The following is a 12,977-nucleotide window of genomic DNA, read 5'->3' as shown; positions in this document are numbered from 1 at the left end:
ATATTAAGATAAAATGAAACGGAATTATCAGTTTATTGTTAATTTAAAATAAAGAAAAAAAGATTGTCATGGATGAAAACAAAAGAGATAAGGAAAAGTTTTTATTTCCTCAAAGTAGTTATAGAGGGGATTTTACGCCTGAAAATTTAATGTTTAATTCTAATTTACAAGAATTTGCTCAAAAAGTAAGTTACATTTGTAATTTAGAAACTAATGGTAAAATAGCCCCTCAAGAAGCATATCGCCAAATTAAAGAACTATGGCAAAATTTGCGTAAAAGTATCAAAAATTTGGGTATTAATGATCAAAAATAGATTATAATTACCCCACTGTAATCTTTACTCAAATCTATGTCTCGCTCTTCATCTTTACAGTATTATATTGTCGCTCGTCTGCTGTTAGCTCCTTTAATGTTATGGACGATTGTTACAATTGTTTTTTTGTTATTGAGAGCCACACCTGGTGATCCCACTGATGCTATTTTAGGTACTAGAGCCCCCGAAGCGGCAAAGGAGGCACTAAGAGAAGAATTAGGCTTAAATGCTCCTTTATGGGTACAGTATTTTAAATATTTAGGGCAGGTGTTGAGCTTTGATTTAGGCTCTTCTCTCACCAGTCGGGGGGAAAGTGTTTGGCAGGTTATCCAACAATATTTTCCTGCTACGGTGGAATTAGCTTTTTTTGGAATCTTAGTTGCGATCGCAGTTGGTATGACTGTAGGGATTATTTCTTCATTACGTCCCAATACCATTTGGGATTTAGGGGGTAGATTATTCGGAATTATCACTTATTCTCTACCTTTATTTTGGGTAGGGATGATCATGCAATTAATTTTTGCAGTGCAGTTAAGATGGTTTCCTTTAGGCACTCGTTTCCCCATTGGCTTAGAGACTCCGAACAAAATTACTGGTTTATATACCGTTGATAGTTTACTGTCTTTTAACGGTCATCAATTTAGCATTTCTATTTACTACTTAGTTTTACCCTGTTTTACTCTGGGAATACTATTGAGTGGTATTTTTGAGCGTATAGTGCGAGTTAATCTGAAAAAAACTCTACAAGCTGAATATGTGGAAGCGGCAAGGGCGAGGGGAATCCAAGAGAGAAAAATACTTTTTTCCCACGCCTTAAAAAATGCTTTAATTCCTGTTATAACCGTTATGGGCTTAACTTTTGCGGCTTTATTAGGGGGGGCGGTTTTAACCGAAGTCACCTTTTCTTGGCCTGGGCTTGGCAATCGTTTATATGAGGCTATTTCCTTGAGGGATTACCCCACTGTACAAGGTATTATGGTGTTTTTTGGAATTATAGTTGTTTTTGCTAGTATTATTATCGATATTGTCAATGCTTTGATTGATCCAAGGATTCGCTACTAACCAGTCTCAATAGATAATTAACTCAAGCTACATTTTGACTTCCACCTCATCCTCTGGGGACTCAGGTACATTATCATCTAAACCTTCTGGATTATCTTCTACCTCTTTGAATTCAACTCCTGAAGGTTGTTTCATTTCCATTTCTGAATCTAATTCTGTTTCTTTTTCGTCTCTATCTTCCTCAAATCCGTCCATATTTTCGGGATTGTCTATATCGATGTCATCTACATCTAATTCATTCATGTCGCCCATTTGAGCTTTTTCTTCCTGTTGTTGTCTGACACTTTCTCTTTGTATTTCTCTGATTTGTTCTTCCATCATTTCGTTGCCTTGACGAAAGAAGCGATCGGAATCTTCCCCTCTAATTTGAGCCAAACTTTCGCTCATAGTTGCGTCTAAACCCAATGTCACAAGCCCTAGAAGTCCTGAAAACCATAGTAAATTAGATAATTTCTTCATTGTTTTTCCCCCAACAGATTTTGTTCTTTTCACTCCCATTATAGTTGATTCAATATCTTTGAGATAAGTTAGGAATCCTCATCTGTATTTCTTCTGACTCGGTGATTTCTGACTTCTAACTCCTACCCCCACCAAAGCATTTTTTCAGCAACTCCTAATTATTTATATCACCCACATCCTACAAATGTTGTCTGTTCAGAGGTTCAAAAGTCATCAGTGTCAAAACTGTTAAAATTCATTAGTATGTGTATATATTAGCCATTAGTCCCTAACTAAGGTTAAACTTATACTTATATATTTATTCTTATCCTATAATTTTTTATTAACACTAAATTGAACTTTATCTTATTAATTATTAGTACATTCCATGAGTTCCACTCAGGTAACTGTTTCGGCACAATGGCTCAAAGACAACCTCGGACGGTCAGATCTCAAGATCATCGATTGTCGTTTTCGTCTTGCTGATAGCCACTGGGGTTATCAAGAGTATCAAAAAAGCCATATAGAAAATGCTTATTATCTGGATTTAAACCAAGATTTGTCAGACGTTGTTCAAAGTCATGGCGGTCGTCATCCTTTACCCAAAATAGATGTTTTCACCTCAAAATTAGAGGAAATTGGCATTATTAAGGGGGAAACTACCATCATTGTTTATGATGATCTTCGTTTTGCCTTTTCTGCTCGTTTATGGTGGCTTTTACGTTATTTAGGTCACTGTCGCATCTTTATTCTTGATGGAGGATGGCAGGAGTGGCAAAAACTAGGTTATCCAGTCAGTAATAAGATTCCTGATAGAGTTAGAGGCTCATTTTTACCCGAAATTCGTTCTGATTGGCTGGTAGATAAAGATTATGTAAAATCTCGTCTTAATTCTGACTCTACTATTATTATCGATGCTAGATCAGGCGATCGCTATCGAGGAGAACATGAACCCATAGATCCGATCGCAGGTAGTATTCCCAGTGCTAAAAATATTTTTTGGCAAGAAATGACAACAGATGATAGCTTTCTCAAATCTGAGGAAGAATTAACCTCTCTGTGGTCTTCTTATCTTGAATATCCAGAAATAATCGTGTATTGCGGTTCTGGTGTTACTGCTTGTGTCAATCTACTAGCTCTATTTAAAATTAACATTTCTCAAAGCAAATTGTATGCAGGAGGATGGAGTGATTGGTGTTCCTATCCTGAACACTTTCGCTAAATTATTTTATTTAAGTTAAATTGCTTAAACTACAGGAAAATTATTATATTTTAAAACTTATATTATTATTGAATGTTTCTATTATTCCTAAAAATTATTATCAAATTATTTTGATTTAATTTATTAAGTAAACTGTATATTTTGCTACTAACATTTGTGATGTTTTTGCCATAAAAACTAAATATTTTTATTAATTGAAAAAATTGTTTTATACCTTGTCTGAAATTCTCAGGCTTGTATATCGTGTCACTTACATGAAAATATTTATAACTATATTCTTATTTTTATATTATTAAATAAATGTTATTTATATGCACAACTTTGACATAAATAATGATAATTTAAACCTAGAAGGAAAATACATAGAAAATCACCTAGATTTTGAGGATACAACGGATTTAGAAGAGGAAAATCTTACAGAAAAAGAACACCCTAAACCTCAACTAATTCCCCGTCCAGAATATAACCCTAATTACCAAGTAAATTCTACTAATATTATTACTAATAGTACGGAAATAAATCATAATTACTATGAAAATCATACTCACAATAGCCATGTAAATCCTCATCGTTTAAGAGATAGAATTTCTATTTTTGTTGATGGTAATAATATGTTTTATGCACAACAAAAAAATGGCTGGTTTTTTGATCCTCGTAAAGTTATTGACTATTTTTCGGAAGAGTCTGGTTTCATGTTAATCAATGCTTTTTGGTACACAGGCTTAAAAGACTCTCAAGATCAAAGGGGTTTTCGAGATGCTTTAATTAGCTTAGGTTATACCGTAAGAACAAAAATTCTTAAGGAATATTATGATGATAGTTCAGGTAGATTTTCCCAGAAAGCGAATTTAGACATTGAAATAGTGGTGGATATGTTCAATACTGTAGATCAGTACGATCGTGTTGTATTATTTAGTGGAGATGGTGATTTTGAAAGAGCGATCGAACTTTTACGCTCTAAAAATACTCATATAACAGTGGTTTCTACTGATGGTATGATTGCTAGAGAGTTGCGTAACGCAACAGATAGATATATAGATCTTAATGAGATCAGAAATTGTATAGAGAAAAAAGACTATTAGGAGAATTAGTAATTAGTAATCAAGGGGCTAGGAGCTAGGGACAAAGGTAATTAAAACTAAAAACACCTTAAACCCGAAACCTAACACCTGAAACCTCTTTCTCATTACTTGTTTCCCTTGAATATTTTGAACAGACATTTATTGACTATTGATTATGAATGATCATTCCCACCATAAAAACTTACCTTTAATTGGTTGGAGAGAATACTTATCACTACCCGAATTAGGAGTGGAAAAAATCAAGGCGAAAATTGATACTGGTGCAAGAACATCAGCACTACACGCTTATCATATACACCCATATCAAGAGCGCGATTGCACATTGATAAAATTTCAAGTACATCCCATTCAAAGGGAAACACATACTACAGTTAGTTGTATAGCTCCCTTATTAGAATATCGTAAGGTAACGAGTTCTGGAGGTCATGCCACTGTTAGACCTGTAATTATTACCTCCGTTCAGTTGGGGGATTATAATTGGGATATTGAATTAACCCTGACAAATCGAGATGTTATGGGTTTTCGGATGCTTTTAGGAAGGGAAGCTATTCGCAAACGTTTCTTAGTGGATGCAGGTCATTCTTTTTTAAATAAAATTAAGAAAAAATAATTGAATTTCATTAGCTCAGATCAATTTAAACTAGAAATTAGCAATCAAAGGGTAAGAGGCAAAGAAAGGGCAAGGGGCAAGGGGCAAAGGTAAATAGTTGATAATTAATAACTCCTAACTCTGAACCCCGAACACCGAACTCGTTTCTCCCCAATACCCAAATCTTTTAATCAAGCCCATTATTTATTTAACTACCCATGTATAGCGAAGAAAATCAATTTCGTAGAGTTCCAAAAGCACCCTTTGAACGTAGAGCTTATGCTTTCCTGATTGATTTTATTATAGTCTGGATTTTTTCTTCCCTTGTGACTAATATTTTCCTTGAGCTTGTAATATTTGTAATTCTTTGGTTTATATTCAGGGTGATAATTGTACAAATTAATAAGGGACAAAGTTTAGGGCGTTGGACAATGGATTTAAAAATAGCCGATATACGCAGAAAAAGGCTACCTTCTATGGTATCAATGTCAAAAAGAGAAGGAGTCATTGCCCTAATTGCTTTTACTGCCATGATTGGCTTAAAAATTAACTTTAAAGACTCTTTGCTAATGGTTTTATTATTAACCCCTATTATTGTGGATGGTTTAACAATTTTTTCTGATGATGAATATAATCAGGCTTTTCACGATCGCCTCTGTGATACGATAATTATTCAGACTCGTAGGGGATTCTCCTTAGATTTAAGACTGAAAAAACTTTTTAAAGAAGCAAAGGAAACTTGGCGAAAAAAGAGAAAAAAATAGAAAAACAGTTACAATCAAGATGCTATCCCCTATTAATAGATTCATTATCAAAAAAATAAATAAATGGGTAAAGTTTATATTATTGGACTGGGAAAGTCAGGTATTGCCGCCGCTAAAATTCTAAAAAAAAACGATGAAGAATTAACAATTTATGATAGTTCTAATTCTCCATCTTTAGAAGCAATAAAAAATGATTTAGCCAAGGAAAATATAGTTGTTAAATTAGGAGAAAATTTACCTTTAAATAATGTTCAAAGTCCTGATTTAATTGTCGTTAGCCCCGGAGTGCCTTGGGATATACCCATTTTAGAGGAAGCGAGGAGAAAAGGAATAAAAACCATTGGTGAAATGGAGTTAGCATGGCAATATTTATCTAAAACTCCTTGGATTGGTATTACTGGGACAAATGGAAAAACTACCACAACAGCGTTAGTAGAAGCGATGTTAAAAATGGGGGGTATAAAAACCTCAGCTTGTGGAAATATTGGCTATGCCGCTTGTGATTTAGCATTAGAGTCTTTAGATAATCCCCTTGAATGGGTGGTAGCTGAAATTAGTAGTTATCAAATAGAATCTTCTATGGATTTATCTCCTAGAATTGGTATTTGGACAACCTTTACTCCAGACCATTTAGCCAGACATAAAACTTTAGAAAACTACCATCGTATTAAGGCGAGTTTATTACAGAGATCTCACCTAAAAATTCTCAATGGGGATGATCCTTATCTACATAATTTTGGTTTAGATTTAGATTGGAAAAATGTTTATTGGACAAGTGTAAGAGGAAAAGAATATTTATTGGGCGATATAGAAAAGGGTGTTTATCTGGAAGATTCATGGATTGTGGCTTTTAAGGAGTTAATTGCCCCTGTGTCTCTGTTTAAGATGGTGGGAAAACATAATTTACAAAATTTATTAATGGCTACTGCCGCCGCTAGATTAGCAGGTGTTAGCAAAAAAGCGATCGCAGATACTATTTCGTCATTTACAGGAGTGCCTCACCGCCTCGAATTAATTACCAATATAGATGGAGTAGCTTATATAAACGATAGTAAAGCTACCAATTATGATGCGGCTCAAGTAGGTTTAGATTCTGTCGCCTCCCCCACGATTTTGATTGCAGGAGGAGAAGCAAAAGAAGGAGATGATACCGCATGGATAAATACTATTAAAGAAAAATGTGTTTCTGTTTTACTCATTGGAGAAGCGGCTTCTTTCTTTGCCGAGCGATTTGAGGCTTCTGGCTTCGGACAATATGAAATAGTAGAAACAATGGAAAATGCAGTTAAAAGAGGAAGGGAATTAGCTTCTAGCTTAAAAGCAAAAGTTGTTTTACTATCTCCCGCCTGTGCTAGTTTTGACCAGTATCAGAACTTTGAGCAAAGAGGTGAAAACTTCCGTCAGATATGCTATGATCTAAGCCAGAAAGACAACTAATAAATTGTCAACTGTCAATTGTCAATTGTCAATTAGGGGAGACTCCGTCTCCCTTTCCCATAAAAAAATATTTTCTCTTCAAAACCTTTTGCTCTCACCCCTAACCACTCTCCTATAGGGCTAGGGAGTTGTTTTAACATTTTTCCCCACTAATTAATTCATTTGGGTGAAGAAATCAATAGTTTCTTTTAAGGCAACGATAAAAGCGTCTATTTCTGCAAAGGTGTTGTAAAAATAAAGACTTGCCCTTGCACTACCAGAAATGTTTAAATAACGGTGTAAAGGTTGAGTACAATGATGACCTGAACGGATTGCAATACCTTCATGATCTAATAGTGTTGATAAATCACTACCGTGAATATCTTTGACATTGAATGCGGCTAAAGCGGCTCTCCCTTTACCTTCAGTGGTGGGTTGATTACCGTAAATGGTGAGATTAGGAATTTCATTTAATTGTTGAAATAAGTAAGCTGTTAATTCTTCTTCGTATTGATGGATATTTTCCATGCCAATATTGCTCAAGTAATCAATTGCAGTGCCAAATGCGATCGCTTCTCCGATAGCGGGAGTTCCAGCCTCAAATTTATGGGGTAATTCACCGCAGGTAAAATGATCTAAAAATACATCTGCAATCATTTCGCCACCACCGAGGAAGGGAGGCATTGCTTCTAATAATTCCTCTTTGCCGTATAAAAACCCAATACCAGTAGTAGCACACATTTTATGTCCAGAACCAACTAACCAATCACAGTCCATTCCTTGAACGTCAATGGGTAAATGGGGTAAACTCTGACAAGCATCAATAAGTATTTTTGCCCCTTTTTCTCTGGCGGATGTAATAATTTCGGTTACGGGATTGATGCAACCCAATGTGTTGGAAACATGAACAAGGGAAACTAATTTGGTTTTTTCTGAAAGCAGTGACTGATAATGATTAAAATCAAATTCTTGGGAAGGGGTTAACTCCACAAACTTGAGAATTGCACCTGTTTTTTGAGCGATAATTTGCCAAGGAACAATATTACTATGGTGTTCCATGACCGATAAAATAATCTCATCTCCTGCTTTGAGATGTGCTAAACCCCAACTATAGGCAACTAAATTAATTGCTTCACTAGCATTCCGAGTATAGACAATTTCATTGCGACTCTTAGCATTAATAAACTTAGCTATCTTATCTCTTGCACCTTCATAGGCATCTGTTGCCCTTGCACTTAGAGTATGTGCTCCACGATGGACATTGGCATTATCATACTCATAGTAATGTCTTAAGGCTTCTATTACCGCTCTCGGTTTTTGAGATGTTGCGGCATTATCAAAGTAAATTAAGGGTTTATCGTGAATTTTTTGATGGAGAATAGGGAAGTCTTGACGAACTTCATCGGCGATAGTTTTTTTATAAGTAAGAGTCATAGTTAACTAGCAATGAGGAATTAATAATTAGTAATTATAATAAATATTGACAATTATATATAGTTTCTATTGTTAAGATAGATAATTGACTATTGTGGGTTGTGTTCATTATAACAACTTCAATTGTATCAACTATTTCCCATTCCCTAATACCCTGAATAAAGTTAAATCAAGACATTATTTGAAAAAGCTATTTTTCTTCCGTTTTTTCATTTTGCTTTTTTCATAATCGATTTCTCGAATTTTCTTCATGATGCGATCGAAGTATTCTTGTAAATAAGCCTCCAAAGTAGTAATTTCTTGAGGGTCAATTTTAAAGGTTTCATAAACCTCATCCATAGGAGCATCTAAGGCAATACCACTGGCTAAAACCTCAGCAAAAGCTAATCTATCAGAGGCATTTCTTGTCCACTTAAACCAACGAGTAAAGCCCCGTAGAAAACGGAGTAAGCCAAGAGGAATACGGGAAATTTTAGCGGTTTTTCCTGATAAACGTTCACATAATTGAATTATCTCATCCCCAGTCCAAGCACGACTACCTACTAATGGATAAGTTTTTTTGACTGTTTCAGGATTTTCTAGGGCTTTAACGACAAATTTCGCCATGTCTTGAGTATTCATATAAGCAATGGGAGTATTTTCTCCGCTTACCCACACAGGCTGATTATCAAGGATAGGAATACCATATTGACCAATTAAACCTTGCATAAAGCCACCTATTTTAAAAATAGTGTAGTCTAATCCAGATTCTTGTAAAAATAACTCTGTACAGTGCTTAATATTCATTAATGGTACATCTTCAAATTTCTCAGCGTTTAGCAAAGAGAAAAAGATATAACGCTTAATATTTGCTTTGGCACAGGCTTGAATTAAATTTACTTTTCCTTCCCAATCAACTTGTCTGATAGTTAAAGAATCAGTAGCCCTTGCTGTTGACGCATCAATTACCGCATCAACCCCTTCTAATGCTGACTCAATGCTCTTAAATTCACATATATCCCCTTTAACTAATTCTGCCCCCCATTCCTTTAAAAATCCGGCTTTGCCACGATTTCTCACTAAACAACGCACAGAATAATCTTGATCTATAGCATGACGGACTATTTGTCTGCCTAAAGTCCCTGTTGCTCCAATTACTAATATTTTCATTGATTATTAATTTTATTTACATATTTTTAAATTTCATTAAGATTTTATCAGAAAGAGGTGTCAGGGTGTTGGAAGATTGGGGTATTAGGGTATTAAGGGGAAACAAGTGATGAGTTCGGGGTTCGGAGTTCGGAGTTCGGAGTTCGGAGAATTCGCTACGCTCGTACACTTCTTTTAGTCGTGAACGGAGTGTTCGGAGTTTTTAATTATTCACCCCAACACTATTTACCTTTGCCCCTTGCCCTTTTAACTTTGCCCTTTTAACTTTGCCCTAAATATCCTCTGGGAGTAATCAATAAGTCATGGTATCTTTTTGTACTACTATTCCCAATTAACACTGTCGTTAACATATCAATAGGATGGTTTAACATTTCCTCTAGGGTTGTCAGAATTATACTTTCATCTTCTCTTGTTACTGAACGTGCGATCGCAACTGGGGTATTCCCTGAGCGATATTGTAAAAATATATTTTGGGCAGTGATAATTTGCTGTTGACGAGTTTGAGAGCGAGGATTATAAATAGCGGTGATAAAATCTCCTGTAGCGGCGGCGTGAAGACGTTTTTCAATCACATCCCAAGGAGTAAGTAAGTCACTTAAACTAATGGCACAAAAGTCGTGCATCAAGGGCGATCCAATTTTTGCCGCCACGCTCTGCATTGCGGTTATGCCAGAAAAGACCTGTACAGGGGTCTGTTTTCCATCCCAGTTTTGATTTGCCAAAATTTCTAAAACCAACCCCGCCATGCCGTAAATTCCGCAATCTCCTGAAGAAATTACCGCTACCTTTAACCCCCATTGAGATAAGGAGATCGCTCTTTCTGCTCTTTGTTTTTCTTGAGTAATATTTGAAGTTTCAATAATTTGTGAGGGGTGCAACAGAGGTTTGATTAAATCAATATATAAACCATAGCCGATAATAATTTCAGCATCTCTGAGGGCTGTTTTTGCCGCCGTAGTGAGATATTCGATCGCACCTGGTCCTGTGCCAATGAGATATAATTTACCCTGACGAGGATTATACTCTAAATTGGAAAGAGCAATAGCCACTGTTACTGCACCTTTTAAGCCCTCTTGTTTAAAAATTTGTTTTGGGGCGATGAGGCTAGGTAATGAATTATTTTCAGGTAAATTTGACATAGAAGCCGCTTTTAAAGCAGAAGCCTCCGCCACGCTTTTTGTTCCTACTTCATGCTCGACAATACTAGAAGGATTAGGTACATCAACTAAATTTAATTCCTCGGATGTAAAGGTTTTTAACGGTAATTGCCATTTTTGGGCTAACTCTAAAATACCTACTTCATCAGCTTTCAGATTAATAGTAGCTAAAGATGCGATCGCATTTCTTGCTAAATTATATTGAGCCAAAATAGAGTTAACAGCGTTTTCAATGAGTATGGGGGAAGTATCTCTTTCACACCCAATGCCAACCCATAGCCCTCTTGGATGCCAACTGACAACGGGAATATCAACTTTTGGGGCTTTGTTAACTCCAATATAAACCATTGCTTGAGCTTTTTTTTCTGTTTTTGTAAAAGTAAAAGGATGATTTATGGGCAGATTTTGATACCACCAATTTAATCCCGATTCTTGTTTAATTAAAGTAGGCTTATTATGAGTAATATTCGCACTAACTTTTGTCCAATCTCCTTCCCCTTTTTCCCAACCAAAAGTATAACCAAAAGAATCGATCGCAGGTAAATTAAGATTGGAAGAAGCACTGGTTATAATTGCTTTTGCAGATAATAATTCTGCCAATAATTCTGTTAATTTATCACCTTGGTGTTGATGTTCTCCTGTTAAACAAATAACATATTCAAAAGCTGGATCAATTACGATAATAGCAGGATCAGTTTTTTTATTAGTTAATAAAGGAGCAATTAAACGAGTAACAGCACCCAATGTTAAACAAAAAACAATACATTTACTATTCGACCAAATATTTACTAAATGTTCTCTTAAAGAGGAATCATAAAAATTAGCTGATAAATTTTGATTATGTATCTTTTTTGGTAGCCATAAAAATCCTTGAGTTACTTTCTTTAAATATTCTAATTGTTCGATTTTTTCTGGTGAAGTTGTTATAAAGTGAAGCGGATAATAGTCAGCGAAAATATGTTTCATCTATAAATAGTTAATTATGAATAATCAATAGTTAATTTCTTCCCAATACCCTAACAACCTAATCTCCTAATTATTTAGGACCTACTTTAGAAACACACAAAAATTGATCTTGTAAATATTCTTGAGCGACTCTTTGTATATCTTCAATGGTTACACTACTAATTTTTTGAGGGAAAATACTGTCATATTCAATCCCTAAGCCTAAAGTTTCATACCAACCAAAAACTTGGGCAAACTCTCCATTGGTTTGTTTACTTAAAGCATATTGCCCCAATAGTTTGTTTTTTGCCGTTTGGATTTCTTCTGTGGTGAGGGGATTTTCTCTCAATCTTTGAACTTCATTGTATAAGCCTTCTTGAGCAATGTCTGCATTGTGAGGAGCAGTACCCATATAGACTACAAATTGAGATTTATCAACCCTAGTAGGATAAAAAGCCGAAACATCATAAGCTAAACCCCTTTTTTCCCTTAACTCCACAAACAAACGGCTAGAAAGCCCGTTTCCTAAGTAAGTAGTTAATAACTTTAACACGGGATAATCGGGGTGTGTCATTTCTGGCACAAGATAACCCATCATAATAATAGACTGTTGAGTGTCTTGGAAGATATGATGCGATCGCGCAGCGCCACGAAGTGATAGAGCCTTGGGTGATAATAACTCTCTTTGCTCAAGGGAATCAATCTTGATAAGGGCATCTTCAGGGGGAAACCAATCACCAAAAACTTTTTCCACAACCTCCACCGCACTATTTAAGTCAATATTTCCTGCTAGACTGATAACTAAACGATCTGGTCTAAAATGTTGTTGATGATAAAATCTTAAATCCTCCTGAGTCAAATTTGCTACCGTTTCTTCTGTTCCCAAAAGAGAAAAACCATAGGGATGTTGCCCATAAATCATCTGACGTAATTGGGAAAAAGCCACATTAAAAGGTTGTTCTTTCTGAGACAAAATATTTTGTATTGTAATATTCTTTTCCAGAGCAATCTCATCCAGAGGAAAAGAAGGAAAACGGAGAATTTCAGAGGCTAAAGCCATAATTTCAGGAAAATCCTCTGTAATAGTCTTCATACTGACTAAAAAATAATCACTAGAAGTATCCGTGCCTAGTGCCGCTCCAATATACTCTACCTTCTCCGCAATTTCCAAAGAAGATAAATTCCGAGTGCCCTTAGCCATGACACTAGCTAAAAGATGAAATAATCCAGCCTGATGTTTGGCTTCCCATAAACTACCTGCCTGACGACAAAAAATTTTTCCTGCAATAATATCTGTGGTTGGATTTTCTGTTACCACTAGGGTAATACCATTACTTAATATCGTTTTGTGAATATACTTTTGAGTTTGTGTCACTGATTACAACTAAATTGCGTCAACTTAAAT

General features: G+C 35.4%; 12 protein-coding genes. 7 read left to right on the top strand and 5 right to left on the bottom strand.

Going from position 1 to position 12,977, the window contains the following annotated elements; all coding sequences use genetic code 11:
- The first annotated feature begins 68 nt into the window (after positions 1-68).
- Together Dongsha4_RS01100 and Dongsha4_RS01095 are read left to right on the top strand one after the other, a co-directional pair.
- Positions 69-314, top strand: coding sequence for a DUF7219 family protein (locus Dongsha4_RS01100; RefSeq protein WP_330203958.1), 246 nt, complete (start codon positions 69-71; stop codon positions 312-314).
- A 36-nt stretch (positions 315-350) separates the two neighbouring features.
- On the top strand, positions 351-1,376 hold the full coding sequence (locus Dongsha4_RS01095; RefSeq protein WP_330203957.1) for an ABC transporter permease: 1,026 nt from the start codon (positions 351-353) through the stop codon (positions 1,374-1,376).
- A 27-nt stretch (positions 1,377-1,403) separates the two neighbouring features.
- Here Dongsha4_RS01095 and Dongsha4_RS01090 read toward each other — a convergent pair whose 3' ends face one another.
- On the bottom strand, positions 1,404-1,835 hold the full coding sequence (locus Dongsha4_RS01090; RefSeq protein WP_330203956.1) for a hypothetical protein: 432 nt from the start codon (positions 1,833-1,835) through the stop codon (positions 1,404-1,406).
- A gap of 367 nt (positions 1,836-2,202) precedes the next feature.
- Between Dongsha4_RS01090 and Dongsha4_RS01085 the strand changes: the two genes are divergently transcribed.
- The 5 genes from Dongsha4_RS01085 to murD all read left to right on the top strand — a co-directional run bounded on the left by Dongsha4_RS01085 (position 2,203) and on the right by murD (position 6,908).
- Entirely contained in the window at positions 2,203-3,036 is an 834-nt protein-coding gene (locus tag Dongsha4_RS01085) for a sulfurtransferase (RefSeq protein ID WP_330203955.1), read from the top strand.
- A gap of 584 nt (positions 3,037-3,620) precedes the next feature.
- The gene (locus tag Dongsha4_RS01080) at positions 3,621-4,118 is read left to right on the top strand and encodes an NYN domain-containing protein (RefSeq protein ID WP_041922677.1); all 498 of its coding nucleotides are present in this window, start codon (positions 3,621-3,623) and stop codon (positions 4,116-4,118) included.
- A 154-nt stretch (positions 4,119-4,272) separates the two neighbouring features.
- Entirely contained in the window at positions 4,273-4,728 is a 456-nt protein-coding gene (locus Dongsha4_RS01075; protein WP_330203954.1) for an ATP-dependent zinc protease family protein, read from the top strand.
- A gap of 197 nt (positions 4,729-4,925) precedes the next feature.
- Positions 4,926-5,471: an RDD family protein gene (locus Dongsha4_RS01070; RefSeq protein WP_330203953.1), complete on the top strand. Its 546-nt coding sequence runs from the start codon at positions 4,926-4,928 to the stop codon at positions 5,469-5,471.
- A gap of 63 nt (positions 5,472-5,534) precedes the next feature.
- Entirely contained in the window at positions 5,535-6,908 is a 1,374-nt protein-coding gene (gene murD, locus Dongsha4_RS01065; RefSeq protein ID WP_330203952.1) for a UDP-N-acetylmuramoyl-L-alanine--D-glutamate ligase, read from the top strand.
- A gap of 153 nt (positions 6,909-7,061) precedes the next feature.
- Here the strand turns inward: murD and Dongsha4_RS01060 are convergent, their stop codons facing one another.
- From Dongsha4_RS01060 to Dongsha4_RS01045, 4 genes are all read right to left on the bottom strand, one after another.
- Entirely contained in the window at positions 7,062-8,321 is a 1,260-nt protein-coding gene (locus tag Dongsha4_RS01060) for a SufS family cysteine desulfurase (protein ID WP_330203951.1), read from the bottom strand.
- A 177-nt stretch (positions 8,322-8,498) separates the two neighbouring features.
- Positions 8,499-9,470 carry an SDR family oxidoreductase gene (locus Dongsha4_RS01055; protein WP_330203950.1) on the bottom strand — a complete coding sequence of 324 codons (972 nt, stop codon included), beginning with the start codon at positions 9,468-9,470 and terminating at the stop codon, positions 8,499-8,501.
- A gap of 260 nt (positions 9,471-9,730) precedes the next feature.
- Positions 9,731-11,593, bottom strand: coding sequence for a precorrin-3B C(17)-methyltransferase (gene cobJ, locus Dongsha4_RS01050; RefSeq protein WP_330203949.1), 1,863 nt, complete (start codon positions 11,591-11,593; stop codon positions 9,731-9,733).
- A 70-nt stretch (positions 11,594-11,663) separates the two neighbouring features.
- Positions 11,664-12,947, bottom strand: coding sequence for a pitrilysin family protein (locus Dongsha4_RS01045; RefSeq protein WP_330203948.1), 1,284 nt, complete (start codon positions 12,945-12,947; stop codon positions 11,664-11,666).
- Between the last annotated feature and the right edge of the window lie 30 nt (positions 12,948-12,977).

It is taken from the genome of Cyanobacterium sp. Dongsha4 (assembly GCF_036345015.1).
Lineage (GTDB): Bacteria > Cyanobacteriota > Cyanobacteriia > Cyanobacteriales > Cyanobacteriaceae > PCC-10605.
This window is presented reverse-complemented; position numbering and strand designations above follow the sequence as displayed.

Excerpts from the sequence above, each read along its gene's own strand:
- cobJ (WP_330203949.1), bottom strand. The coding sequence starts at position 11,593 with ATGAAACATATTTTCGCTGACTATTATCCGCTTCACTTTATAACAACT.
- Dongsha4_RS01095 (WP_330203957.1), top strand. The coding sequence starts at position 351 with ATGTCTCGCTCTTCATCTTTACAGTATTATATTGTCGCTCGTCTGCTG.
- Dongsha4_RS01085 (WP_330203955.1), top strand. The coding sequence starts at position 2,203 with ATGAGTTCCACTCAGGTAACTGTTTCGGCACAATGGCTCAAAGACAAC.
- Dongsha4_RS01090 (WP_330203956.1), bottom strand. The coding sequence starts at position 1,835 with ATGAAGAAATTATCTAATTTACTATGGTTTTCAGGACTTCTAGGGCTT.
- Dongsha4_RS01070 (WP_330203953.1), top strand. The coding sequence starts at position 4,926 with ATGTATAGCGAAGAAAATCAATTTCGTAGAGTTCCAAAAGCACCCTTT.
- Dongsha4_RS01055 (WP_330203950.1), bottom strand. The coding sequence starts at position 9,470 with ATGAAAATATTAGTAATTGGAGCAACAGGGACTTTAGGCAGACAAATA.
- Dongsha4_RS01100 (WP_330203958.1), top strand. The coding sequence starts at position 69 with ATGGATGAAAACAAAAGAGATAAGGAAAAGTTTTTATTTCCTCAAAGT.
- murD (WP_330203952.1), top strand. The coding sequence starts at position 5,535 with ATGGGTAAAGTTTATATTATTGGACTGGGAAAGTCAGGTATTGCCGCC.
- Dongsha4_RS01075 (WP_330203954.1), top strand. The coding sequence starts at position 4,273 with ATGAATGATCATTCCCACCATAAAAACTTACCTTTAATTGGTTGGAGA.
- Dongsha4_RS01060 (WP_330203951.1), bottom strand. The coding sequence starts at position 8,321 with ATGACTCTTACTTATAAAAAAACTATCGCCGATGAAGTTCGTCAAGAC.